This is a genomic window from Pseudomonas sp. NFXW11 (assembly GCF_049887815.1).
Lineage (GTDB): Bacteria > Pseudomonadota > Gammaproteobacteria > Pseudomonadales > Pseudomonadaceae > Aquipseudomonas.
Window position 1 is genome coordinate 329608 of the sequence record NZ_JAGEKI010000003.1, and the last position, 23369, is coordinate 352976.

General features: G+C 63.0%; 25 protein-coding genes and 1 pseudogene. 20 read left to right on the forward strand and 6 right to left on the reverse strand.

Going from position 1 to position 23369, the window contains the following annotated elements; translation table 11 throughout:
- Positions 1–122: 122 nt before the first annotated feature.
- From argS to J4P02_RS07250, 9 genes are all read left to right on the forward strand, one after another.
- The gene (gene argS / locus J4P02_RS07210) at positions 123–1859 is read left to right on the forward strand and encodes an arginine--tRNA ligase (RefSeq protein WP_426188887.1); all 1737 of its coding nucleotides are present in this window, start codon (positions 123–125) and stop codon (positions 1857–1859) included.
- 1 nt (position 1860) lies between these two features.
- The gene (locus tag J4P02_RS07215; protein WP_426188888.1) at positions 1861–2568 is read left to right on the forward strand and encodes an SPOR domain-containing protein; all 708 of its coding nucleotides are present in this window, start codon (positions 1861–1863) and stop codon (positions 2566–2568) included.
- Positions 2569–2751: 183 nt separating this feature from the next.
- Entirely contained in the window at positions 2752–3282 is a 531-nt protein-coding gene (gene hslV / locus J4P02_RS07220; RefSeq protein WP_426188889.1) for an ATP-dependent protease subunit HslV, read from the forward strand.
- 43 nt (positions 3283–3325) lie between these two features.
- Positions 3326–4666 carry an ATP-dependent protease ATPase subunit HslU gene (gene hslU, locus J4P02_RS07225; RefSeq protein ID WP_426188890.1) on the forward strand — a complete coding sequence of 447 codons (1341 nt, stop codon included), beginning with the start codon at positions 3326–3328 and terminating at the stop codon, positions 4664–4666.
- A gap of 137 nt (positions 4667–4803) precedes the next feature.
- Positions 4804–5181 (forward strand): gamma-butyrobetaine hydroxylase-like domain-containing protein, encoded by a 378-nt coding sequence (locus J4P02_RS07230; protein WP_426188891.1) that lies wholly within the window; start codon positions 4804–4806, stop codon positions 5179–5181.
- 241 nt (positions 5182–5422) lie between these two features.
- Positions 5423–7102: a class II poly(R)-hydroxyalkanoic acid synthase gene (gene phaC, locus J4P02_RS07235; protein ID WP_426188892.1), complete on the forward strand. Its 1680-nt coding sequence runs from the start codon at positions 5423–5425 to the stop codon at positions 7100–7102.
- 130 nt (positions 7103–7232) lie between these two features.
- Positions 7233–8099: a poly(3-hydroxyalkanoate) depolymerase gene (phaZ, locus tag J4P02_RS07240; protein WP_426188893.1), complete on the forward strand. Its 867-nt coding sequence runs from the start codon at positions 7233–7235 to the stop codon at positions 8097–8099.
- Between the two features lie 108 nt (positions 8100–8207).
- The gene (gene phaC, locus J4P02_RS07245) at positions 8208–9890 is read left to right on the forward strand and encodes a class II poly(R)-hydroxyalkanoic acid synthase (protein WP_426188894.1); all 1683 of its coding nucleotides are present in this window, start codon (positions 8208–8210) and stop codon (positions 9888–9890) included.
- Positions 9891–9953: 63 nt separating this feature from the next.
- A complete protein-coding gene (locus tag J4P02_RS07250; protein WP_426188895.1) occupies positions 9954–10574 on the forward strand; it encodes a TetR/AcrR family transcriptional regulator in 621 nt (206 codons plus the stop codon).
- Positions 10575–10655: 81 nt separating this feature from the next.
- Here the strand turns inward: J4P02_RS07250 and J4P02_RS07255 are convergent, their stop codons facing one another.
- The 3 genes from J4P02_RS07255 to J4P02_RS07265 form a co-directional block, all read right to left on the reverse strand.
- Positions 10656–11438: a phasin family protein gene (locus J4P02_RS07255; protein ID WP_426189010.1), complete on the reverse strand. Its 783-nt coding sequence runs from the start codon at positions 11436–11438 to the stop codon at positions 10656–10658.
- Positions 11439–11448: 10 nt separating this feature from the next.
- Positions 11449–11871, reverse strand: coding sequence for a phasin family protein (locus J4P02_RS07260; RefSeq protein WP_426188896.1), 423 nt, complete (start codon positions 11869–11871; stop codon positions 11449–11451).
- Between the two features lie 130 nt (positions 11872–12001).
- Complete coding sequence (locus J4P02_RS07265; protein ID WP_426188897.1) at positions 12002–12277, reverse strand: polyhydroxyalkanoic acid system family protein; 276 nt, start codon at positions 12275–12277, stop codon at positions 12002–12004.
- 155 nt (positions 12278–12432) lie between these two features.
- Here J4P02_RS07265 and ubiE point away from each other — a divergent pair, with 155 nt between their 5' ends.
- The 11 genes and pseudogenes from ubiE to J4P02_RS07320 all read left to right on the forward strand — a co-directional run bounded on the left by ubiE (position 12433) and on the right by J4P02_RS07320 (position 20525).
- Positions 12433–13203 (forward strand): bifunctional demethylmenaquinone methyltransferase/2-methoxy-6-polyprenyl-1,4-benzoquinol methylase UbiE, encoded by a 771-nt coding sequence (gene ubiE / locus J4P02_RS07270; protein WP_068589310.1) that lies wholly within the window; start codon positions 12433–12435, stop codon positions 13201–13203.
- Positions 13203–13826, forward strand: a complete 624-nt coding sequence (locus tag J4P02_RS07275) for a ubiquinone biosynthesis accessory factor UbiJ (protein WP_426188898.1) — start codon at positions 13203–13205, stop codon at positions 13824–13826. Before ubiE ends, J4P02_RS07275 begins: the two co-directional genes overlap by 1 nt.
- Positions 13823–15427 (forward strand): ubiquinone biosynthesis regulatory protein kinase UbiB, encoded by a 1605-nt coding sequence (gene ubiB, locus J4P02_RS07280; RefSeq protein WP_426188899.1) that lies wholly within the window; start codon positions 13823–13825, stop codon positions 15425–15427. Before J4P02_RS07275 ends, ubiB begins: the two co-directional genes overlap by 4 nt.
- A gap of 80 nt (positions 15428–15507) precedes the next feature.
- Positions 15508–15900: a phosphoribosyl-AMP cyclohydrolase gene (hisI, locus tag J4P02_RS07285; protein ID WP_016962735.1), complete on the forward strand. Its 393-nt coding sequence runs from the start codon at positions 15508–15510 to the stop codon at positions 15898–15900.
- A gap of 1 nt (position 15901) precedes the next feature.
- A complete protein-coding gene (locus J4P02_RS07290; RefSeq protein WP_426188900.1) occupies positions 15902–16234 on the forward strand; it encodes a phosphoribosyl-ATP diphosphatase in 333 nt (110 codons plus the stop codon).
- A gap of 25 nt (positions 16235–16259) precedes the next feature.
- A complete protein-coding gene (locus J4P02_RS07295; protein ID WP_426188901.1) occupies positions 16260–16541 on the forward strand; it encodes a twin-arginine translocase TatA/TatE family subunit in 282 nt (93 codons plus the stop codon).
- Positions 16542–16551: 10 nt separating this feature from the next.
- Entirely contained in the window at positions 16552–16998 is a 447-nt protein-coding gene (gene tatB, locus J4P02_RS07300; RefSeq protein WP_426188902.1) for a Sec-independent protein translocase protein TatB, read from the forward strand.
- Positions 16995–17789, forward strand: a complete 795-nt coding sequence (gene tatC / locus J4P02_RS07305) for a twin-arginine translocase subunit TatC (RefSeq protein ID WP_426188903.1) — start codon at positions 16995–16997, stop codon at positions 17787–17789. The genes tatB and tatC overlap by 4 nt, the downstream gene beginning before the upstream one ends.
- A complete protein-coding gene (locus J4P02_RS07310) occupies positions 17786–18493 on the forward strand; it encodes a 16S rRNA (uracil(1498)-N(3))-methyltransferase (RefSeq protein ID WP_426188904.1) in 708 nt (235 codons plus the stop codon). The genes tatC and J4P02_RS07310 overlap by 4 nt, the downstream gene beginning before the upstream one ends.
- Before the next feature lie 115 nt (positions 18494–18608).
- Positions 18609–19670, forward strand: a pseudogene (locus J4P02_RS07315) (methyl-accepting chemotaxis protein); the annotation flags it as partial.
- Positions 19671–19811: 141 nt separating this feature from the next.
- Positions 19812–20525: a methyl-accepting chemotaxis protein gene (locus J4P02_RS07320; RefSeq protein WP_426189011.1), complete on the forward strand. Its 714-nt coding sequence runs from the start codon at positions 19812–19814 to the stop codon at positions 20523–20525.
- 58 nt (positions 20526–20583) lie between these two features.
- Here the strand turns inward: J4P02_RS07320 and J4P02_RS07325 are convergent, their stop codons facing one another.
- The 3 genes from J4P02_RS07325 to J4P02_RS07335 all read right to left on the reverse strand — a co-directional run bounded on the left by J4P02_RS07325 (position 20584) and on the right by J4P02_RS07335 (position 23275).
- Positions 20584–21318, reverse strand: a complete 735-nt coding sequence (locus J4P02_RS07325) for an amino acid ABC transporter ATP-binding protein (protein ID WP_426188905.1) — start codon at positions 21316–21318, stop codon at positions 20584–20586.
- Entirely contained in the window at positions 21311–22270 is a 960-nt protein-coding gene (locus J4P02_RS07330) for an amino acid ABC transporter permease (protein WP_426188906.1), read from the reverse strand. The genes J4P02_RS07325 and J4P02_RS07330 overlap by 8 nt, the downstream gene beginning before the upstream one ends.
- A gap of 207 nt (positions 22271–22477) precedes the next feature.
- Complete coding sequence (locus tag J4P02_RS07335; protein ID WP_426188907.1) at positions 22478–23275, reverse strand: transporter substrate-binding domain-containing protein; 798 nt, start codon at positions 23273–23275, stop codon at positions 22478–22480.
- Positions 23276–23369 lie beyond the last annotated feature (94 nt).

Below are 23369 nucleotides of genomic sequence, written 5' to 3' on the forward strand. Positions count from 1 at the left end.
CGGCTTGCAGCTTGCCACTCGCACCCTCAATGGTTGGCAAGCCCGTTCCAGCAACGGATAATGCCCAGTTTTTCCACCTGCGCATCAAAGCGCCGCCGCGCCAGCGGTCGAAAGAGAAGATCATGAAAGACAGCATTCGCCAGCTCATCCAGCAAGCCATCACCCAACTCGTCACCGAAGGTGTGTTGCCAGAAGGCTTGACGCCGGCGATCCAGGTGGAGAACACCCGCGACAAGACCCACGGCGACTTCGCCAGCAATATCGCCATGATGCTGGCCAAGCCGGCCGGCATGAAGCCCCGCGACCTGGCGGAGAAGATCATCGCCGCGCTGCCGGCCGACGAAAACCTGAGCAAGGCGGAAATCGCCGGCCCGGGCTTTATCAACTTCTTCCAGAACACCCAGGCCCTGGCCGCGCGCCTGGATGCCGCCCTGGCGGACGAGCACCTGGGCGTGCGCAAGGCCGGCCCGGCGCAACGCACGGTGATCGACATGTCGGCACCGAACCTGGCCAAGGAAATGCACGTCGGCCACCTGCGCTCCACCATCATCGGTGACGGCGTGGCACGGGTCCTGGAATTCCTCGGCGACACGGTGATTCGCCAGAACCACGTCGGCGACTGGGGCACCCAGTTCGGCATGCTGATGGCCTACCTGGAAGAGAACCCGATCACCAGCGACGAGCTGTCGGACCTGGAAAACTTCTACCGCGCCGCCAAGCAGCGCTTCGACGAGTCCAGCGAGTTCGCCGACCGCGCCCGCGGCCTGGTGGTCAAGCTGCAGGCCGGCGACCCTGAATGCCTGGCCCTGTGGACCCGCTTCAAGGACATCTCCCTGTCCCACTGCCAGAAGATCTACGAGCTGCTCAACGTCAAGCTGAGCATGGCCGACGTGATGGGCGAGAGCGCCTACAACGATGACCTGATCAATGTGGTCAACGACCTCAAGGCCCAGGGCATGCTGGTGGAAAGCAACGGCGCCCAGTGCGTGTTCCTCGACGAGTTCAAGAACGCCGAGGGCGAGCCACTGCCGGTGATCATCGTCAAGGCCGACGGCGGCTACCTGTACGCCACCACCGACCTGGCCGCCGTGCGCTACCGCAGCGGCCAGCTCAAGGCCGACCGCGCCCTGTACTTCGTCGACCAGCGTCAGGCCCTGCACTTCCAGCAGGTGTTCGCCGTGGCGCGCAAGGCCGGTTTCGTGACCCATCCGATGGAGATGGAGCACATGGGCTTCGGCACCATGAACGGCGCCGACGGCCGTCCGTTCAAGACCCGCGACGGCGGCACCGTGAAGCTGATCGACCTGCTGACCGAGGCCGAGGAGCGCGCCTACGCCCTGGTGAAGGAGAAGAACCCGCAACTGCCGGAAGCCGACCTGCGCCGCATCGCCAAGGTGGTGGGCATCGACTCGGTGAAATACGCCGACCTGTCCAAGCACCGCGCCAGCGACTACAGCTTCAACTTCGACCTGATGCTCAACTTCGAAGGCAATACCGCGCCTTACCTGCTGTACGCCTACACCCGCGCCGCGGGTGTATTCCGCAAGCTGGGCAAGGGTTTCGCCGAAGTCGGCGGGCAGATCGAGCTGCACGCCGCCCACGAACTGGAGCTGGCGGCCAAGCTGGCGCAGTTTGGCGAGATTCTCAATAACGTCGCCGACAAGGGCACCCCGCATATCCTCTGCACCTACCTGTACGATGTGGCCGGGCTGTTCTCCAGCTTCTACGAGAATTGCCCGATCCTCGCCGCCGAGACGCCAACGCAGATGCACAGCCGCCTGCGCCTTACCGAGCTGACTCGCCGCACCCTCAAGCAAGGTCTGGAACTGCTGGGCCTCAAAGTCCTGGAGCAAATGTAAGTTGGCTGCCAAGAAAAAACCCGCACCCAAGCGTGGCGCCAGCCGCTACCAGGCCCCGGCCAAGAAGCCGATCCCGGGCTGGTTGTGGCTGGCCATCGGCCTGACCATCGGCGCCTTCATCGTGTTCCTGATGAAGCTCGAACCGGGCAAGGGCGGCGACAGCGTCAAGCGCGAGAAGGTCGAGCAGCAGAAAGCCAGCAAGATCGCCGAGGCCAACAAGACCCCGCCGAGCCCGCAGCAACCGGTGAAGCCCAAATACGACTTCTACACCCTGCTGCCGGAATCGGAAGTCATAGTGCCGCCCGAGGCGGTGCCGGAGAAAACCCTGCCGACCCCGCAAGTGCCGACCGTGCCGACCACCCCGGTCACCCCGGCGGAAGCGGCGAAGATCGACACCGCGCGGGCCCAGGCGGCGCTGGCGGGCATCACCCCACCACCGGCGCCGCCGGTGGCCAAGGCTGCGCCGGTGACCAAGTTCTTCCTCCAGGCCGGCTCGTTCCGCAAGGAAGCCGATGCCGACAAGGTGCGGGCGCAGATCATCCTGCTGGGCCAGTCGGTGTCGGTGGAGTCCGGCACGGTCAAGGACGAAACCTGGTACCGGGTACTGGTCGGCCCGTTCAGCAACCGCGAACAGCTCACCGTGGCGCAGAAACAGCTGTCCGGCGCCGGCTTCAGCAACCTGCTGTTACAACAGCGCCAGAGCCGCTAGCCCCAAGCGCCGCTAGCCCGCTCCTGCACAACGCCCCGCAGGAGCGGGCTTGCCCGCGAAGCACCTGGCCAGCCGGCAACTGCCGCTGGTCCCCCGATACGCCCCCCAGTTGAAAAACCCTCAGCCACCCCCATATGAGTTTCCATCAGGGCACTTTCGCCCCGCAGTGTGGAGACTCCCCCCTTGACCACCATCGTTTCAGTCCGCCGCCACGGCAAAGTCGTCATGGGCGGCGACGGCCAGGTTTCCCTCGGCAATACCGTGATGAAAGGCAACGCGAAAAAAGTCCGCCGCCTGTATCACGGCCAGGTCATCGCCGGCTTTGCCGGAGCCACTGCCGATGCCTTCACCCTTTTCGAACGCTTCGAAGGCCAACTGGAAAAACACCAGGGGCACCTGATTCGCGCAGCCGTCGAGCTGGCCAAGGAATGGCGTACCGACCGCTCCCTGAGCCGCCTGGAAGCCATGCTCGCCGTGGCCAACAAGGACGCCTCCCTGATCATCACCGGCAACGGCGATGTGGTTGAGCCCGAAGACGGCCTGATCGCCATGGGTTCCGGTGGCGCCTACGCCCAGGCCGCAGCCAGCGCCCTGCTGAAGAAGACCGACCTGTCGGCCCGGGACATCGTCGAGACCGCCTTGGGCATCGCCGCCGATATCTGTGTATTCACCAACCACACTCAAACCATCGAGGAGCAGGATCTCGCGGAATAAGCCCGTTTCGGCCTTTATTCCTGCTTGAGGACCGCCAATTACTATGTCCATGACACCCCGCGAAATCGTCCACGAACTCAATCGCCATATCATCGGCCAGGACGATGCCAAGCGCGCCGTCGCCATTGCCCTGCGCAACCGCTGGCGGCGCATGCAGCTGCCGGCCGAGCTGCGCGTTGAAGTGACCCCCAAGAACATCCTGATGATCGGCCCGACCGGCGTCGGCAAGACCGAAATCGCCCGGCGCCTGGCCAAGCTGGCCAATGCACCGTTCATCAAGGTCGAGGCCACCAAGTTCACCGAGGTCGGCTATGTCGGCCGCGATGTCGAATCGATCATCCGTGACCTGGCCGATGCCGCGATCAAGATGTTCCGCGAACAGGAAATGATCCGGGTTCGCCACCGCGCCGAAGACGCCGCTGAGGAACGCATCCTCGACGCCCTGCTGCCTCCGGCCCGCATGGGCTTCAGCAACGAGGAAGCGGCCCCGGCCCAGGACTCCAATACCCGCCAGCTGTTCCGCAAGCGCCTGCGCGAAGGCCAGCTGGACGACAAGGAAATCGAGATCGAAGTGGCGGAAGCCACCGGCGTCGATATTTCCGCGCCACCGGGCATGGAAGAGATGACCAACCAGTTGCAGAACCTGTTCGCCAACATGGGCAAGGGCAAGCGCAAGAGTCGCAAGCTCAAGGTCAAGGAAGCGCTGAAGCTGGTGCGCGATGAAGAGGCCAGCCGCCTGGTCAACGACGAGGAACTCAAGGCCAAGGCCCTGGAAGCGGTCGAGCAGCACGGCATCGTGTTCATCGACGAAATCGACAAGGTGGCCAAGCGCGGCAACGCCGGTGGCGTCGATGTGTCCCGCGAAGGCGTGCAGCGCGACCTGCTGCCGCTGATCGAAGGCTGCACCGTCAACACCAAGCTGGGCATGGTCAAGACCGACCACATCCTGTTCATCGCCTCCGGGGCCTTCCACCTGAGCAAGCCCAGCGACCTGGTGCCTGAGCTGCAAGGCCGCCTGCCGATCCGCGTGGAACTCAAGGCGCTGTCGCCGGAAGACTTCGAGCGCATCCTCAGCGAGCCGCATGCTTCACTGACCGAGCAGTACCGCGAGCTGCTGAAGACCGAAGGCCTGAACATCGAGTTCCTGGCAGACGGCATCAAGCGCCTGGCGGAAATTGCCTGGCAGGTCAACGAGAAGACCGAGAACATCGGTGCTCGTCGCCTGCATACCCTGCTCGAGCGCCTGCTGGAAGAGGTGTCGTTCAGCGCCGGCGATCTGGCCAGCGCCCACAGCGAGGAGCCGATCCGCATCGACGCCGCCTACGTCAACAGCCACCTGGGCGAGCTGGCGCAGAACGAAGACCTTTCCCGCTATATCCTCTAAGCGGCAAGCTGCAAGCTGCAAGCGACAGGCAGATTCGTGTCGCTTGCAGCGCGGCAACCCACTGATTTCTTGCGATGGCTTGAATATCACTTCTTGTAGCTTGAAGCTTGCAGCTTGACGCTAAAGAGATTCGAACCATGACCCGCCTGCCCACCGCCATCAACCTGCACAAAGCCTCGAAGACTCTGACCCTGACCTACGGGACGGACGAGGTCTATCACCTGCCTGCGGAATTTCTGCGGGTGCACTCGCCCTCCGCCGAGGTCCAGGGCCACGGCAAACCCATCCTGCAATTCGGCAAGCTCGGCATCGGCCTGAGCAAGATCGAAGCCGCCGGCCAGTACGCACTAAAACTGACCTTCGACGACGGCCATGACAGCGGACTGTTCACCTGGGACTACCTGTACCAGTTGGCGCTGCGCCAGGACGATCTGTGGAACGACTATCTGGCGGAACTCCAGGCTGCCGGCAAATCCCGTGATCCGGACGAGTCGATCGTCAAGCTGATGCTCTAGCTCAAGCGTCCGGCTGTTTAGAGGGCATTTTCTAATTTCATCTGTTTGAATGCGGGACTGTGTGGCCAATGAATGGCCCGCTTGCGGAAAAAATAAAACTCGGGTAACCAATGGAGCTGGCAAGTTCCCTGCATTTCCCACGGTGCGGAATTATCGGTCACCCGAGCAGTAGTACCTGGCGTCATGCTGTGTAACTGCACAGCTGGTCCGGTACTCGTCTCAGGACAATGGAGCGTCGTAGATGAGTAACAAGAACAACGATGACCTGAAACGCCAAGCCTCGGAAAACACCCTGGGGCTCAATCCAGTCATCGGCTTGCGTAGAAAGGATCTGCTTACCTCTGCCCGAATGGTGCTTGCCCAGGCCATCAAACAACCCGTTCACAGCGTCAAGCACGTCGCGCATTTCGGCCTGGAGCTGAAGAACGTGATGTTTGGCAAATCGGCCCTGCAACCGGAAAGCGATGACCGTCGCTTCAGCGATCCGGCCTGGAGCCAGAACCCCCTCTACCGACGTTATCTGCAAACCTACCTGGCGTGGCGCAAGGAACTCCACGACTGGATCGGCGCCAGCAACCTGTCGGAACAGGACATCAGCCGCGGGCACTTCGTGATCAACCTGATGACCGAGGCCATGGCCCCGACCAACACCGCGGCCAACCCCGCGGCGGTCAAGCGCTTCTTCGAAACCGGCGGCAAGAGCCTGCTCGATGGCCTGTCCCACCTGGCCAAGGACCTGGTGCACAACGGCGGCATGCCCAGCCAGGTCAATATGGACGCCTTCGAAGTGGGCAAGAACCTGGGCACCAGCGAAGGCGCGGTGGTGTTTCGCAACGATGTGCTGGAACTGATCCAGTACCGGCCGATCACCGAGCAGGTGCATGAGCGCCCGCTGCTGGTGGTGCCGCCACAGATCAACAAGTTCTACGTTTTCGACCTCAGCCCGGACAAGAGCCTGGCGCGCTTCTGCCTGCGCAATAACGTGCAGACCTTTATCGTCAGCTGGCGCAACCCCACCAAGGCCCAGCGCGAGTGGGGCCTGTCGACCTATATAGAGGCGCTCAAGGAAGCGGTCGACGTGGTCTGTGCCATCACCGGCAGCTCGGATGTGAACATGCTCGGCGCCTGCTCCGGCGGCATCACCTGCACCGCGCTGCTGGGCCACTATGCCGCCCTGGGGCAGCAGAAGGTCAACGCCCTGACCCTGCTGGTCAGCGTCCTGGACACTACGATGGATACCCAGGTGGCGCTGTTCGTCGACGAACAGACCCTGGAGGCGGCCAAGCGCCACTCCTATCAGTCCGGGGTGCTCGAGGGCCGCGACATGGCCAAGGTCTTTGCCTGGATGCGTCCCAACGACCTGATCTGGAACTACTGGGTCAACAACTACCTGCTGGGCAACGAACCTCCGGTGTTCGACATCCTGTTCTGGAACAACGACACCACTCGCCTGCCGGCGGCGTTCCATGGCGACCTGATCGAAATGTTCAAGAACAACCCACTGACCCGGCCCAATGCACTGGAAGTGTGCGGCACGCCGATCGACCTGAAACAGGTCACCGCCGACATCTTCTCCCTGGCCGGTACCAACGACCACATCACCCCATGGAAGTCTTGCTACAAGTCGGCGCAACTGTTCGGCGGCCATGTGGATTTCGTGCTCTCCAGCAGCGGTCATATCCAGAGCATCCTCAATCCACCGGGCAACCCCAAGGCGCGCTACATGACCAGCAGCGAAATGCCCAGCTGCCCTGATCAGTGGCAGGAAAACTCGGTCAAGCACACCGACTCCTGGTGGCTGCATTGGCAGGCCTGGCAGGCGCAACGCTCGGGCGAGCTGAAGCCGGCGCCGGAGGTGCTGGGCAACAAGAAGTACGCGGCCGCCGAGGCCTCGCCGGGGACCTACGTTCACGAACGTTGAATCCAGGCATTGAACGGTGCGGCACCGGGAAGTGCCGCCAAGCCCTATTCTTGGTACGAGGCCTGGCCTCAGGAAATACGGAGGGCGCCCGGGAAGGCACCTCCAATGGTTCAATTCACAGGGCTAAGGCATGCCACACTCTTTCATCTTTCGTACCGTCGACCTGGATGGCCAGACCATCCGCACCGCGGTACGCCCCGGCAAGCCGCACTTGACGCCGCTGCTGATCTTCAATGGCATCGGCGCCAACCTGGAGCTGGTGTTCCCTTTTGTCCAGGCCCTGGACCCGGACCTTGAAGTCATCGCCTTCGACGTACCCGGTGTCGGGGGTTCCTCGACGCCGTCCCACCCTTACAGGTTTCCCGGCCTGGCCAAGTTGACCGCACGCATGCTCGATTACCTGGACTATGGCCAGGTCAACGCTGTGGGGGTTTCCTGGGGCGGCGCCCTGGCCCAGCAATTCGCCTACGACTACCCCGAGCGCTGCAAGAAACTGGTGCTGGCGGCCACCGCCGCCGGTGCCTTCATGGTGCCCGGCAAACCCAAGGTGCTGTGGATGATGGCCAGCCCACGGCGCTATGTGCAGCCCTCCCACGTGATCCGCATCGCCCCGCTGATCTATGGCGGCTCGTTCCGCCGCGACCCGAACCTGGCGGCCGAACATGCGGCCAAGGTGCGCTCGGCCGGCAAGCTGGGCTACTACTGGCAACTGTTCGCGGGCCTGGGCTGGACCAGCATCCACTGGCTGCACAAGATCCATCAGCCAACCCTGGTGCTGGCCGGTGACGATGACCCGCTGATTCCGCTGATCAACATGCGCATGCTGGCCTGGCGAATTCCCAATGCCCAGCTGCACATCATCGACGACGGCCACCTGTTCCTGATCACTCGCGCCGAGGCCGTGGCGCCGATCATCATGAAGTTCCTCCAGGAGGAGCGGCAGAGGGCGGTGATGCATCCGCATCCCGAACCTGTGCGTCCGCGTCCCGTGAAGTAAAAGATAACTGTCGACAGGATCGTCGCGCGCAAGAAGGGCCAGGACCGACTATGTTGTCTGTCTTGGATCGGTCTGCTTGTTAGTGTTTTGACGAAGGAGTGTTGACTCATGCAAGACAAACCTGCGCAGGGCGCGCTGCCCTCTCCGGCGACTTACATCACCGCCCAAAGTGCAATCACCGGGCTGCGCGGTCGCGACCTGCTCTCCACATTGCGCAGCATTGCGGCCTACAGCCTGCGCAACCCGGTGCACAGCGCCCGTCACACCCTGGCCCTGGGCGGGCAGTTGGGACGGGTGCTGCTGGGCGAGACGCTGCATAAGCCCAACCCCAAGGATGGCCGTTTCGCCGACCCGACCTGGAGCCTCAACCCCTTCTACAAGCGGGGCCTGCAAGCCTACCTGAGCTGGCAGAAACAGGTCCGTCACTGGATCGACGACAGTGGCATGAGCGAAGACGATCGGGCCCGGGCGCACTTCGCCTTCTCGCTGCTCAACGATGCCGTGGCCCCGTCCAACACCCTGCTCAACCCCCTGGCACTGAAGGAGATTTTCAACACCGGGGGCAACAGCGTGGTCCGCGGTATCGGCAACCTGTTCAATGACCTGTTGCACAACAATGGACTGCCCAGCCAGGTGACCAAGCACGCTTTCGAGGTGGGCAGGAACCTGGCCGCGACGCCGGGCTCGGTGGTGTTTCGCAATGAACTGCTGGAGCTGATCCAGTACAGCCCCATGAGCGAAAAACAGTACGCCAAGCCACTGCTGATCGTGCCGCCGCAAATCAACAAGTACTACATTTTCGACCTCAGCCCGGCCAACAGCTTCGTCCAGTACGCCCTGAAGAATGGCCTGCAGGTGTTCATGATCAGCTGGCGTAACCCGGATGTGCGCCATCGCGAGTGGGGCCTATCGAGCTATGTCGAAGCGGCCGAGGAAGCGCTGAACGCCACCCGTTCCATCAGCGGCAGCCGTGAGGTCAACCTGGTGGGCGCCTGTGCCGGAGGGCTGACCATCGCTGCCCTGCAGGGCCATCTGCAAGCCAAGCGGCAGTTGCGTCGGGTGGCCAGTGCCACCTACCTGGTCAGCATGCTGGATAGCCAGCTGGACAGCCCGGCCACCCTGTTCGCCGACGAGAAGACCCTGGAAGCCGCCAAGCGCCGCTCCTACCAGCAAGGTGTGCTGGAGGGTCGCGACATGGCCAAGGTGTTCGCCTGGATGCGCCCCAACGACCTGATCTGGAACTACTGGGTCAACAACTACCTGCTGGGCAAGCAGCCACCGGTGTTCGACATCCTCTACTGGAACAACGACTGCACCCGCCTGCCCGCCGCCCTGCATGGCGACCTGCTGGATTTCTTTAAGCACAACCCGCTGAGCCACGAGGGCGGCCTGGAGGTTTGCGGCACGCCGATCGACCTGCAGAAAGTCACGGTGGACAGCTTCAGCGTCGCCGGTATCAACGACCACATCACCCCCTGGGACGCGGTGTATCGCTCAACCCTGCTGCTGGGCGGCGAGCGGCGCTTCGTGCTGTCCAACAGCGGCCATATCCAGAGCATCCTCAACCCGCCGAGCAACCCCAAGGCCAACTACGTGGAGAACCCCAAGCTCAGCAGCGACCCCCGGGCCTGGTACTACGATGCCCGGCATGTCGACGGCAGCTGGTGGAGCCAGTGGCTGACCTGGGTCCAGGAACGCTCCGGCGCCCAGCGCGAAAGCCTGGCCACCCTCGGCAACCAGAATTACCCACCGATGGAGGCCGCACCGGGCACCTACGTGCACATACGCTGAAACGCCCAGCCACACGGCTCCATGGCGGAGTCGTACCCCTCAATGGACCGACAAGAAGTCAGGATGAAGACCCGCGACCGGATACTCGAATGTGCCCTGCAGTTGTTCAACCAAAAGGGCGAACCCAATGTCTCCACCATGGAAGTGGCCAATGAAATGGGCATCAGCCCGGGCAACCTCTACTACCACTTCCATGGCAAGGAACCCTTGGTACTTGGCCTGTTCGAGCGCTTCCAGAACGAGCTGACGCCCCTGCTGGATCCACCGTCCGATGCACAGCTTGCACCGGAGGATTACTGGCTGTTCCTGCACCTGATAGTCGAGCGCCTGGCCCATTACCGCTTTCTGTTCCAGGACCTGTCCAACCTGGCCAGCCGCCTGCCGAAACTGGCCAAGGGTATCCGCAACTTGCTCAACGCCCTCAAGCGCACCTTGGCCTCGCTACTGGCCCGGCTGAAAGCCATGGGGCAACTGGTCAGCGGCACCCAGGCCCTGGGGCAACTGGTGGAACAAATCACCATGACCTTGCTGTTTTCCCTGGATTACCAGCGGATTCTCGATCGCGAAGGTGAAGTGCGCCTAGTGGTCTACCAGATCATGATGCTGGTGGCACCGCACCTGCTGCCGCCGGCGAAGCTGGCCACCGAACAAATGGCTTTGCGCTATCTGGATGAGCAGGACTAGTTCGCTCTAGAAAACACCCATGGTCGCGAAAAAAAAACGCCCAGTCGTTGCCGACTGGGCGTTTTTTGTAGGCCTGATAAATCAGGACTGGCTGCTTGCCGTGGCTGGAGCCGAAGCGGCAGTCGGGGTGACAGCTGGAGCAGGTGCCGCGGCGGAATTCGCCGAGCTGGCCGCAGCTGCTGGAGCCGCGGTTGCCGGCTTGGCCACAGCTGGCTTGGCCGCTACAGGCTTTTTGGCCACTGGCTTCTTGGCCGCGACCGGTTTCGCCGCAGGCTTGGCGGCAGGCTTGGCAGCAGCGGTCTTCACTGCTGGTTTGGCGGCAACAGGTTTGGCTGCCGGTTTCGCTGCGGCGGTTTTCGCTGCAGGCTTGGCAGCGGCCTTGACCGCCGGCTTGGCCAGAGGCTTGGCGGCCGGTTTGGCAGCAGCAACCTTGGCCGCCACTGGCGCAACCTTGGCACCGGTGAGTTTTTCAATCTGCTTGGTCAGGGTATCGACCTTTTCATGCAGGGCCTTCACTTCATTGCGGCTCGGCACGCCCAGGCGCGAAATGGCACTGTTCAAGCGCTTGTCGAAAGCCCCTTCCAGCTCATCCCACTTGCCCAGCGCGCGATCCTTGACATCACTGATACGCGACTTGGCCGAACTGGCGGAATCCTTGGCGGCTTCGACTTTCTTGCCCACTACGTTCTTGGTCAGTTTCTCGGCTTTCTCGCCGTCCTTGACCAGGGACTCGAAAAGCTTGCTGCCGTCGGAGTCGATTTTCGAGTACACGCCTAAACCAGCAAGCCAAATTTTACGGGAGTACTCTTCGACTTTCCCGATCCACGAGCTGCCTTCTTTTTCAGTATTCTTTTTACCAGCCATCCCGTTCTCCTTAATGTTTACGCGCGACACGTTCGAGCAACGCAGTCAGCTCATCGAGCTTAGCAGAGAGTGTCTCGACATCATGTTTAGACGGAATGCCGATACGATTCAAGGCACTGGCGACGCGCGAGTCGAAGGCCTTCTCGACCTTGTCCAGCTGCACTTCGACCCGACCTTTGAACGTACTGACATCACCCTTGACGCTGTCTATCTGAGTGTTGGCCGCTTCAAGTTGTTCAGTGACGACTTTTTTGCCTTTCTTTTCAACGGATTGACCCTCTTTGATCAACTCCTGAAAGTACTCGCTGCCTTCCTGGCCAATCTTGGCGTAGGCCCCCAGGCCAGCTAGCCAGATCTTGCGGGCATAGGATTTGACTTCGCTCAGGGGAGTCGATTGCACATCAACTTTTTTCTTCAAAATGACTTTGGCCATGGTGCACCTCACGCGCAGAAGGTTTGAGGAACTGCCCCCGGAGCGGGGACCTGAGGCACAACCTAGAGAGAAAAATTAGAATCGGCACCCTAACGACTGTCATCAATCCATGCCGGCACTCCGGCCGGAATCAGGCCAGGGCCTTGTCCAGGGCCTTCTCGATCTCGGACTTGATGGTGCCGCCCATGGCCGACATCAACAGGCCCAGTTCCACATCGATGCGGATCGACGATTCGCCCACATGCACCGCACCCTTGACCCCGGAACGCTTGAGGTTGAGGGTATCGCCCGCCCACTGGGGCTCCAGGCCATATTGACTGGCCAGCTTCTGCGCCAGTTGGTCGGCCTTTTCACGGGCTGCCTGCTTACCCAGGCCATGGGCACGTTCAACACTAATACGGGCCATCGAAGGACTCCTGCTGTTTACGGACTTGCCTGGAGCATCTTGACCCTGTGTGCGTCAAAAGGTCCCGGCGGATCGCTATCTTACCTTCAGCCTTGCCAAGACAAAGCCCGCCACCGGCATTAGAATGTCCCGCATTCTTTTTTGGTGACAGCGATATGACCGATCAGCGCAAAGGCAGCGATGCCGAACCCACCACGCACTTCGGCTTCAAGAACGTTCCGGAAAGCCAGAAGGCGGAAAAAGTCGCCGAAGTGTTCCACTCGGTAGCAGCCAAGTACGACCTGATGAACGACGTACTGTCCGGCGGCATGCACCGTTTGTGGAAACGCTTCACCATCGAACTCTCGGGCGTGCGTCCCGGCAATCGCGTACTGGACATCGCCGGCGGCACCGGCGACCTGACCAAGCGTTTCTCGCACCTGGTAGGCCCTACCGGCCAGGTGGTGCTGGCAGACATCAACGAATCCATGCTCAAGGTCGGCCGTGACCGCCTGCTGGACCTGGGCGTGGCCGGCAACGTCGAGTTCGTCCAGGCCGATGCGGAAAAACTGCCCTTCCCGGACAACCATTTCGACTGCGTGACCATCGCCTTCGGCCTGCGCAACGTGACCCACAAGGAAGACGCCCTGCGTTCCATGCTGCGGGTGCTCAAGCCTGGCGGCCGCCTGCTGGTGCTGGAATTCTCCAAGCCCACCAACGCGCTGATGTCCAAGGTCTACGACGCCTATTCGTTCGCCTTCATGCCCCTGGCCGGCAAGCTGATCACCAACGACTCGGAAAGCTACCGCTACCTGGCCGAATCGATCCGCATGCACCCCAACCAGGAAACCCTGAAGTCGATGATGGTCGAGGCCGGTTTCGACCGTGTGACCTATCACAACATGACCGCAGGCATCGTCGCCCTGCACCGTGGCATCAAGCCCTGATGTTGCTCAGCGGCCTGCTCGCCAGTGTCGAGACCGGCATCAATCGGGTGCTGCGTCTGGACAGCACGGCCCTGCCGCGGCTGCAACACCTCACCGGCCAGGTGATTGCCGTGGACTGCCGCAGCCCGGCACTGCGGCTGTTCATCCTGCCCAGTGACGAAGGCCTGATGCTCGCCAGCCAGTGGGCCGCAGACCCCGACTGCACCCTGCGCGCACCGGCTTCAAGCCTGCTGCGCCTGGCCCTGAGCAAGGACAAGACCGCCATCCTGCATGGCCCCGAGGTGGAACTGGAAGGCGACAGCGGCGTGCTGCTGGAGCTGGCGGCGATCCTCCAGGACCTGGAGCTCGACTGGGAATACGAACTCTCACGCTGGCTCGGCCCGGTGGCCACCCAGCTGTTCAGTGGCCATGTGCGCAGCCGCGCCCGCTGGTACCAGCAAGGCTTTGCCAGCCTCAACCAGAACCTCGCCGAGTTTCTCGCCGAAGAGTCACGGGCCCTGGTGGGCCGGCACGAAGCCGAAGCGCGCTTTCGCCAACTGGACCAGGCCAAAATCGACCTGGAACGTCTCGAGGCGCGCTTCGAGCGCCTTTCCCGCTCCCTTGACCCAAGCGATAACGCATGAAGCTGCTTGCCGTCCGCCGTCTGTTGCGCATCCAGCGCGTCGTGATCCGCTACCGCCTCGATGACCTGCTGTTCAACCTGCCCCTGCCCTGGTTCCTCCTGGCCCTGCGCTTCGCCCTGCCCTGGCGCTGGTTCCCGCGCAAGCCGCTGGACCTGAGCCGTGGCGCCCGCCTGCGCCTGGCGCTGCAGGACCTGGGGCCGATCTTCATCAAGTTCGGGCAGATCCTCTCCACCCGTCGCGACCTGCTACCCGAAGACATCGCCGACGAGCTGATGCTGCTGCAAGACCGAGTGCCGCCATTCGATTCGCAGAAGTCCGTGGCCCTGATCGAAGAGCAGTTGGGCAAGAAGATCAGCGACGTGTTCAGCCGCTTCGATATCGAGCCCCTGGCCTCGGCCTCGGTGGCCCAGGTGCATGCCGCCAAGCTCAAGAGCGGCGAGGAAGTGGTGGTCAAGGTGATCCGCCCCGGGCTCAAGCCGATCATCGCCCAGGACCTGGCATGGCTGTTCATCCTCGCCCGAGCGGCGGAGAAGCTCTCCGCCGACGCACGCCTGCTGCACCCGGTGGACGTGGTCAGCGACTACGAGAAAACCATCTACGACGAGCTCGACCTGCTGCGCGAGGCGGCCAACGCCAGCCAGCTCAAGCGCAACTTCGAAGGTTCGCCGCTGCTCTATGTGCCCCAGGTCTACTGGGACTGGTGCCGGCCGAAAGTGCTGGTGATGGAGCGCATCTACGGCATCCAGGTCACCGACCTGGCAACCCTGGCCGACCAGCGCACCGATATGAAGATGCTCGCCGAGCGCGGAGTGGAGATCTTCTTCACCCAGGTGTTCCGCGACAGCTTCTTCCACGCCGACATGCACCCGGGCAACATCTTCGTCAGCACCGTGCAGCCCTGGAGCCCGCAGTACATTGCCATCGACTGCGGCATCGTCGGCAGCCTGACCCCGGAAGACCAGGACTACCTGGCGCGCAACCTGTTCGCCTTCTTCAAGCGCGACTACCGCCGCGTGGCCCAGTTGCACATCGACTCCGGCTGGGTGCCGGCGGAGACCAAGCTCAACGAATTCGAAGCGGCGATCCGCACCGTATGCGAACCGATCTTCGAAAAACCACTGAAGGATATTTCCTTCGGCCAGGTACTGATGCGCCTGTTCCAGACCGCCCGCCGCTTCAATATGGAAGTGCAGCCGCAGCTGGTGCTATTGCAGAAGACCCTGCTCAATATCGAGGGCCTGGGCCGCCAGCTGTACCCGGAGCTGGACCTGTGGAACACCGCGCAGCCGTTCCTCGAACGCTGGATGCGCGAGCGAGTCAGCCCCAAGGCCGTGCTGGGCAATATCCACAGCCAGATCGAACAGCTGCCGCACCTGGCCAACATGACCCGCGATCTGCTGGAGCGCATGTCCCAGCCCCACGCCGCCGACCCTCCGGCGCCCTGGCGCAGGCGCAAGGACGACTGGTTCCTGCGCCTGCTGGGCACTGCCCACCTGGGTGGCGGGGCCATCCTCGCCGCGGGCGGGCCATTGCATGAGCTGGGCCACTGGCCCGCCGGGATCATGATCGCGGTGGGTCTGTATCTGATCGTTCGCCGATAGCCAGTGGCGCGACCTGCTGGCAAACTGTCGCAATCGCCGAGGCGTCACCAGCGGGTAGAGCCCGGTTGTCGGAGTCGAAAATGAAAGATTGGCTGGACCAGATCAAATGGGATGCGGACGGCCTGGTGCCGGCCATCGCCCAGGATCACAAGACCGGGCGGGTGCTGATGATGGCCTGGATGAACCGCGAGGCCCTGAGCCTGACCGCCGCTGAAAACCGCGCCATCTATTGGTCACGTTCCCGTGGCAAGCTATGGCGCAAGGGCGAAGAGTCCGGGCATGTGCAGAAGCTCCACGAAATGCGCCTGGACTGCGACGCTGACGTGATCATCCTGATGGTCGAGCAGATCGGCGATATCGCCTGTCACACCGGCCGCCACAGTTGTTTCTACCGCGTCTTTGAAGATGGCGAGTGGAAAACCGTCGAACCGGTCCTCAAGGACCCGCACGCGATCTATTCTGCAGGACACTGACATGAGCGATACCCTCACCCGTCTGGCCCAGGTGCTGGAAGAGCGTAAAGACGCAGCCGCCGACAGCTCCTACGTGGCCAGCCTGTATCACAAGGGCCTGAACAAGATCCTGGAAAAGGTTGGCGAAGAATCGGTGGAAACCATCATCGCCGCCAAGGACGCCGCCCTCAGCGGCGACTGCAGCGATGTGATCTACGAAACCGCGGACCTGTGGTTCCACACCCTGGTGATGCTGGCACAGCTGGGACAGCACCCCCAGGCCGTGCTCGATGAACTGGATCGCCGCTTCGGTCTGTCCGGACACGCCGAGAAAGCCTCGCGCCCGTCCGCCTGAACAACTTTCTAAGAGGAAACGCAGCATGGGCATTTTTGACTGGAAACACTGGATCGTCATCCTGGTGGTCGTGGTACTGGTATTTGGCACCAAGAAGCTCAAGAACCTGGGCACCGACGTCGGCGAATCGATCAAGGGCTTCCGCAAGGCCATGAACGACGACGAGAAACCCGCCGAGCCCGTGGTACCGCCCGCCGCGCAACCCGTGCCTCCGGCGCAGCCACAGCACAGCGCCCCGCTGAACCAGCCGCACACCATCGATGTGCAGGCGCAGAAAGTCGAAGAGCCGACCCGCAAAGACTCGTGAGCACAGACTAATGTTTGGTATCAGCTTCTCTGAACTGCTGCTGGTGGGCCTGGTGGCCCTGCTGGTGCTGGGCCCCGAGCGCCTGCCCGGTGCCGCGCGCACGGCGGGCCTGTGGGTCGGGCGCCTGAAGCGCAGCTTCAACGCGATAAAACAGGAAGTTGAACGTGAGATCGGCGCCGACGAGATCCGCCGGCAACTGCACAACGAACACATCCTGTCCCTGGAACAGGAGGCGCGGAAAATCCTCGCCCCGAACCAGCAGCAAGCGACGCCCCTGGAGCCTGTGGCCGAGCAGACAATTCACTCGCCAAACGCCGCCCCGGTGGCTGAGCCAATGCCTGCCAGCGAGGCGCCCGCGCCTGCAGCAGCGGCCCCTACCGCAGAGCCCGCAGCCCCGGTGGCAACCCCTGCCACCACGGCCCCCCACGATTCCACTTTGCCGCCGCGAGCCCCATGAGCGATATCCCAGAGAACGACCAACACATGCCGCTGGTGTCGCACCTCACCGAGTTGCGCACCCGCCTGCTGCGCTGCGTAGCAGCAATCTTCATCATCTTTGCCGGGTTGTTCGCCTTCACCCAGCAGATCTACACCATCGTCTCCACGCCGCTGCGCCAGTACCTGCCGGCGGGCGCGACGATGATCGCCACCGACGTCGCCTCGCCGTTCCTCACGCCGCTGAAGCTGACCATGATGGTCTCGCTGTTCCTGGCCATCCCGGTGATCCTGCACCAGATCTGGGGGTTTATCGCTCCAGGGCTGTACAAGCATGAGAAACGCATCGCCGTACCGCTGCTGGTGTCGAGCATCTTGCTGTTCTACATCGGCATGGCCTTCGCCTACTTCCTGGTGTTCCCGCTGATCTTCAAGTTCTTCGCCGCCGCCACTCCGGCCGGCGTGGAGATGATGACCGACATCACCAGCTACCTCGATTTCGTCATGACCCTGTTCTTCGCCTTCGGCGTAGCCTTCGAGATCCCGGTGGCCGTGGTGCTGCTGGTATGGATCGGCGTGGTCAACGTGGCGTACCTGAGGAAGATCCGCCCCTACGTGATCATCGGCTGCTTCGTGGTGGGCATGATCCTCACCCCGCCGGACATCTTCTCCCAGACCCTGCTGGCCGTACCCATGTGGCTGCTGTTCGAGATCGGCGTGCTGTTCGGCGGGCTGATCAGCAAGCGCGGCGAGCACCCGGACGATGAGTCCAGCGACGATCACCACGACCAGCCGCCAGCGACCCAAGCGTGAACCTGCTGCTTCTGGAGGAGGCCGACTTCATCGCGGCCGACCGTGTGGTGCTGCGCGACCGGCGCCTGACCCATATGCAGGAAGTGCATCGGGTAGCCGTAGGCGACAGCCTGCGGGTGGGGCGTATCGGCGGCCTGATGGGCACGGCACAGGTGCTGCGCCTGCAAGCTGCCGAAGCCGAGCTGCAAGTGACCCTCGACCAGCCGCCGCCGGCCAAGCTGCCGCTGACCCTGGTGCTGGCCCTGCCCCGACCGAAGATGCTGCGCCGGGTATTGCAGACCGTGGCCGCCATGGGCGTGCCGCGCCTGGTGCTGGTCAACAGCTACCGGGTGGAAAAGAGCTTCTGGCAAACCCCCTTCCTCGAACCCGAGGCGATTCGCCAGCAACTGGTGCTGGGCCTGGAACAGGCCCGCGACACGGTGCTGCCTGAAGTGAGCATCGAGAAACGCTTCAAGCCCTTCGTCGAGGACCGCCTGCCGGCCCTGAGCGCGGGCACCCTGGGCCTGGTGGGCCACCCGGGCACTTATCCGCCCTGCCCTCGCGGCCTGGATCAGCCGGTGACCCTGGCCATCGGCCCGGAAGGCGGCTGGATTCCCTACGAGATCGACCTGCTGGGCAAGGCCGGCTTGGCCCCGGTGCAACTGGGCGAGCGCATCCTGCGGGTGGAAACCGCCGTCACCGCGCTGCTCGCGCGGCTGTTCTGATTCCCGCCAGACCGACCTCATGGTCGTAATGGCAACTTGCCAGTCAACTACAGAATCCAGCAGGCTTGCCGATAGCCTATGGTTAAGCGCAAATCGCTAAAAGGGAGTTCGCAGCATGTACCGTTGGCTAGCCAGGAACCTTGGAAACGTAAGCGTCAGTCTCAAGCTGGGTACAGGTTTCGGCCTGGTACTGCTGCTGACCCTGTTGATCACCGCCACCGGCTGGAGCGGCCTGGGCGGCGTGATCGAGCGCGGCGACAAGTTGGGCAACATCTCCAACCTGTACGCCCTGACCAAGGACCTGCGCATCGCCCGCCTGACCTATGAGATGCAGCGCGGCGAACAAGGCCCCGCAGCGGTCAACGGCATCCTCCAGCAACTCGACACCGGCTTGCAGGCCGCCCGCCAGCAATTGCAGCAACCGGAAAGCATTGCCATGGTCGAGCAACAGCTGCAAGCCGTGGCCGAGTACCAGAAAGCCTTCGCCGACATGACCCGCGCCACCGCCAGCCGCGAGGCCGCCCGGACCCAGCTCGGAGCCAGTGCCGACAACGCCGTGGCCCGGGTTGCCGAAGTCGAGAAGTCGCTGCTGCAAGGCGACAGCGTGGCCCAGTTCAACAGCGTCATCGACCTCTCCAAGCTGATACAACAGGCACGCTTCCAGGTGCGCGGCTACACCTACAGCGCCAAGCCCGAGGCCAAGCAACCGGCCCTGGGTGCCATCGACAGCGCCCTCGACAACCTCACCAGCCTGCCTTCGCGCCTGCCGGAACAGCACATCGCCAACCTGCAACAGGCCAGCGACTCGCTGAAAGCCTACCGCGCGGCCGTCGCCTCCTTCAGCGATGCCGAAGAAGCCAGCGCCGCCGCCCTCAAACGCATGGCCGCCCAGGGCGACCGGCTGATGGGCCTGAGCCAGCAGCTGACCAGTGCCCAGACCGCCAAGCGCGACAGCGAGGCCAGCCAGGCCAAGGGCACCCTGCTGATCGCCACGGCGCTGGCGCTGGTCTTCGGCCTGATCGCCGCCTGGGCCATCACCCGGCAAATCACCCTGCCCCTGCAACAGACCCTCAAGGCCGCCGAACGCGTGGCTTCCGGCGATCTCAGCGAGAACCTGGCAGTGGATCGGCGCGACGAACTGGGCCAGTTGCAGAAGGCCATGCAACGCATGACCCAGGGCCTGCGGGAATTGATCGGCGGCATCAGCGACGGCGTCACCCAGATCGCCAGCGCCGCCGAGCAGCTGTCTGCCGTCACCGAGCAGACCAGCGCCGGGGTCAACAGCCAGAAAGTGGAAACCGACCAGGTGGCCACGGCCATGAATGAAATGGCCGCCACCGTGCAGGAAGTGGCGCGCAATGCCGAAGAGGCCTCCGAGGCTGCGGTTGCCGCCGACCAGCAGGCCCGCGAAGGCGATCGGGTGGTCAACGAAGCCATCACCCAGATCGAGCGCCTGGCCAACGAGATGGACCACTCCACCGAAGCCATGGGCCACCTCAAGCAGGAGAGCGACAAGATCGGCAGCGTGCTGGACGTGATCAAGTCGGTGGCCCAGCAAACCAACCTGCTGGCCCTCAACGCCGCCATCGAAGCGGCCCGGGCCGGGGAAGCCGGGCGCGGCTTCGCCGTGGTGGCGGATGAAGTGCGCAGCCTGGCGCAACGCACCCAGCAATCCACCGAAGAAATCGCCGAGCTGATCGTCGGCTTGCAGAGCGGCACCCAGCAAGTGGCCAGCACCCTGGACACCAGCCGCAGCCTCAGCGACAGCAGCGTGGAGCTGACCCGCCGCGCCGGCGGTTCGCTGGAGAACATCACCCGCACTGTGTCGGCGATCCAGGCGATGAACCAGCAGATTGCCGCCGCGGCCGAGCAGCAGAGCGCCGTGGCGGAAGAGATCAACCGCAGCGTGCTGAGTGTGCGTGACGTGTCGGAACAGACTTCATCGGCCAGCGAAGAGACCGCGGCTTCCAGCGCCGAGCTGGCGCGCCTGGGGATTCATCTGCAAAGCCTGGTGGGGCGTTTTCGGGTCTGACCCTCGGCCTTCGCCGGCAAGCCGGCTCCTACATCCCCTGTAGAAGCCGGCGCAGCACTCACAGCACCTGGCGCAGGAACGCCTGGGCCCGAGGATCCTGCGGCGCATCGAAGAAGCGCTCCGGTGCCGCATCCTCCAGCAACTTGCCGTGATCGAAGAACAGCACCCGATCCGCCACTTCCCGGGCAAAGCCCATCTCGTGGGTCACGCAGACCATGGTCATGCCTTCCTGGGCCAGGGTCTTCATCACGTCCAGCACCTCGCCAACCATCTCCGGGTCCAGGGCCGAGGTCGGCTCATCGAACAGCATCACCTTGGGCTCCATCGCCAGGGCCCGGGCAATCGCCACCCGCTGCTGCTGGCCGCCGGAAAGCCGCGACGGAAACTCGTGGGCCTTCTGCGCGATGCCGACCTTCTCCAGCAGCGCCATGGCCTTGGCCTCGCGCTCTGCCTTGCCACGCTTGCGCACCACCTTCTGCGCCAGGCAGAGGTTTTCCAGCACGCTCATATGGGGGAACAGGTTGAAATGCTGGAACACCATGCCGACTTCCCGGCGATAGGCATTGATATCGGTCTTGGGGTCGGCCAGTTGCAGGCCGTCGATGCTCACCGAGCCCGAGTCGAAGGTCTCCAGGCCATTGAGGCAGCGCAGGAAGGTCGACTTGCCGGAACCCGACGGCCCGAGCACCACCAGCACTTCGCCCCTGGCCACCTGGGTGCTGACGTTATCCACCGCACGCACCACCTGGCCACGAGCGTTGAAGACTTTTACCAGATCGCGGACTTCAATCACTTTGCGCGAGCCTCCGCTCAAGCCGGCTGGCGATCTTCGACAGCGGCAGGTTGATCAACAAGTACAGCCCTGCCACGCAGAACAGGATCTCGAACGGCGAAAACGAGGTGGTGATGACTTCCCGGCCACTCTTGAGCAGCTCGGTGATGGCGATCACCGACACCAGCGAGGTGTCCTTGACCAGGCTGATGAACTGCCCAGCCAGGGGTGGCAGCACCCGCTTGAAGGCCTGGGGCAGCACCACATGGCGCATCGACTGGCCAGCACTGAGGCCCAAGGAACGGGCCGCTTCGTTCTGCCCACGGGCAATGGACTGCACCCCGGCGCGGACGATTTCCGCCACATAGGCCCCGGTAAACAGCGACAGCGCGGCAATCCCGGCGAATTCCCGGGACAGGTTGAGCACCGTGCCGATAAAGAAATAGAAGATGAAGATCTGCACCAGCAGCGGCGTACCACGCACCAGTTCGACATAGATAGTCGACAGGTCGCGCAGGGTCGGGTTGCTCGACAACCGGCACAGGCCGGTGCCCAGGCCTATCAGCAGCCCCAGCACGCCGGACACCAGCGACAGCCACAAGGTGGTCCACAAGCCCCATAGCAAGGGGCCGGCCGCCCAGTGCCGGGTCACGCCGATCACGTCGCCCTCGGCCACATCGTCGCCGCTGGCCACCTGCAGGCTGCCTTCATCGACGCTCAACTGCTGCTGCGCACCGGACTCGCCGCGCAGCGTCACCTGGGCCTTGCCGTCCTGGCGCAGCACCTCGGCCACGGTGGAGATTTCCGCAGCCCGCTGCGACTCTTCGGCCTGATAGGCGAAGTACTGCGGTACGCGGTTCCAGCGCCATTCGTAGGACATCAGCGAGGTGGCGTAGTACAGGGCGCCGGCCAGGCCGATCAGCACCAGCACAGTGAGGCAGTGCCAGGGCCATAGGGCTTTTTTATGTTTCATGGGTTGCTGAATCCGTAACGATCAAAAAGCAGCGCTCCCCCAGGGGAGCCGCCGGAATCAAGGAGCCATTCGTGGCGAGGGAGCTTGCTCCCGCGGGTTTGCGCGGCAGAGGCTAATGCTGTGTTGTGCTACGCCTGGTGCATCCTGCTGCTCGAGATAGGGGCCGCCAGGCGGCCCAATGGGAGCGAGCTCCCTCGCCACAAACGCTTATTCCATGTCCTTGAGCCACTCGGTGCTCTTGAACCACTTGTCATGGATGCGATCGTAGGTGCCGTCTTCGTGGATCTGGTGGAGGAAGTTGTTGATGAAGTTGATGCTGTCGTAGTCACCCTTCTTCAGGCCGAAGGCCAGGGGCTCGTAGGTGAACGGCTTGTCGAGGAACGTAAGCTTGCCGTTGCCCACCTTGTTCACCGCCACCACGTTGTACGGGGCGTCGTAGATGAAGGCGTCGGCCTTGCCGTTGACCACGTCCAGCACCGCTTCCTGCTCGTTGTCGTAGCCGTGGTACTTGGCCTTGGCGATCAGCTTCTTGGCGACCATTTCCCCGGTGGTGCCCAGCTTGGAGGTGATGCGGTAATCGGCGCTGTTGAGGTCCTTGTAGGACTTGATGCTGCCTTCCAGCTCCTTGCGGATCAGCAGGGTCTGGCCAACCACGATAAAGGGTTCGCTGAAGTTCAAGCGCAGGTTGCGTTCCTGGGTCAGGGTCATGCCGCTGCCGATCATGTCGAACTTGTCGGTCAGCAGGGCCGGGATGATGCCGTCATAACCGGTGGAAACCATCTCCAGCTTGACTCCCATGGACTTGGCCATGGCCTTGAGCAGGTCGACTTCGAAGCCGATGATCTCGCCGCGCTTGTTGGTCATTTCGAACGGCATGTAGGTCGGGTCCATGCCGACTTTCAGCGTGCCACGCTTGACCGCGTCGTCGATGGCACCGGCCTGGGCCGTGTTGACCGCCAGCATGGCCGCGGCACCGGCCAGCAGCAGCGAAAGATACTTCTTCATCTCAAGTCCCCTGAAGCGATTTTATTGTGGTGTCTGCACGCTGCGGGCCTGGAAAGGAAAGTCTTCGAATATCAAGCCGTTGTCGATCACGCAC

Excerpts from the sequence above, each read along its gene's own strand:
- J4P02_RS07255 (WP_426189010.1), bottom strand. The coding sequence starts at position 11,438 with ATGGCTGGTAAAAAGAATACTGAAAAAGAAGGCAGCTCGTGGATCGGG.
- J4P02_RS07265 (WP_426188897.1), bottom strand. The coding sequence starts at position 12,277 with ATGGCCCGTATTAGTGTTGAACGTGCCCATGGCCTGGGTAAGCAGGCA.
- ubiB (WP_426188899.1), top strand. The coding sequence starts at position 13,823 with ATGAAGCTGCTTGCCGTCCGCCGTCTGTTGCGCATCCAGCGCGTCGTG.
- ubiE (WP_068589310.1), top strand. The coding sequence starts at position 12,433 with ATGACCGATCAGCGCAAAGGCAGCGATGCCGAACCCACCACGCACTTC.
- J4P02_RS07290 (WP_426188900.1), top strand. The coding sequence starts at position 15,902 with ATGAGCGATACCCTCACCCGTCTGGCCCAGGTGCTGGAAGAGCGTAAA.
- J4P02_RS07230 (WP_426188891.1), top strand. The coding sequence starts at position 4,804 with ATGACCCGCCTGCCCACCGCCATCAACCTGCACAAAGCCTCGAAGACT.
- J4P02_RS07335 (WP_426188907.1), bottom strand. The coding sequence starts at position 23,275 with ATGAAGAAGTATCTTTCGCTGCTGCTGGCCGGTGCCGCGGCCATGCTG.
- argS (WP_426188887.1), top strand. The coding sequence starts at position 123 with ATGAAAGACAGCATTCGCCAGCTCATCCAGCAAGCCATCACCCAACTC.
- J4P02_RS07275 (WP_426188898.1), top strand. The coding sequence starts at position 13,203 with ATGTTGCTCAGCGGCCTGCTCGCCAGTGTCGAGACCGGCATCAATCGG.
- J4P02_RS07295 (WP_426188901.1), top strand. The coding sequence starts at position 16,260 with ATGGGCATTTTTGACTGGAAACACTGGATCGTCATCCTGGTGGTCGTG.
- hisI (WP_016962735.1), top strand. The coding sequence starts at position 15,508 with ATGAAAGATTGGCTGGACCAGATCAAATGGGATGCGGACGGCCTGGTG.
- phaC (WP_426188894.1), top strand. The coding sequence starts at position 8,208 with ATGCAAGACAAACCTGCGCAGGGCGCGCTGCCCTCTCCGGCGACTTAC.
- tatC (WP_426188903.1), top strand. The coding sequence starts at position 16,995 with ATGAGCGATATCCCAGAGAACGACCAACACATGCCGCTGGTGTCGCAC.
- J4P02_RS07260 (WP_426188896.1), bottom strand. The coding sequence starts at position 11,871 with ATGGCCAAAGTCATTTTGAAGAAAAAAGTTGATGTGCAATCGACTCCC.
- J4P02_RS07330 (WP_426188906.1), bottom strand. The coding sequence starts at position 22,270 with ATGAAACATAAAAAAGCCCTATGGCCCTGGCACTGCCTCACTGTGCTG.
- hslU (WP_426188890.1), top strand. The coding sequence starts at position 3,326 with ATGTCCATGACACCCCGCGAAATCGTCCACGAACTCAATCGCCATATC.
- phaC (WP_426188892.1), top strand. The coding sequence starts at position 5,423 with ATGAGTAACAAGAACAACGATGACCTGAAACGCCAAGCCTCGGAAAAC.
- J4P02_RS07250 (WP_426188895.1), top strand. The coding sequence starts at position 9,954 with ATGAAGACCCGCGACCGGATACTCGAATGTGCCCTGCAGTTGTTCAAC.
- J4P02_RS07320 (WP_426189011.1), top strand. The coding sequence starts at position 19,812 with ATGAATGAAATGGCCGCCACCGTGCAGGAAGTGGCGCGCAATGCCGAA.
- tatB (WP_426188902.1), top strand. The coding sequence starts at position 16,552 with ATGTTTGGTATCAGCTTCTCTGAACTGCTGCTGGTGGGCCTGGTGGCC.
- phaZ (WP_426188893.1), top strand. The coding sequence starts at position 7,233 with ATGCCACACTCTTTCATCTTTCGTACCGTCGACCTGGATGGCCAGACC.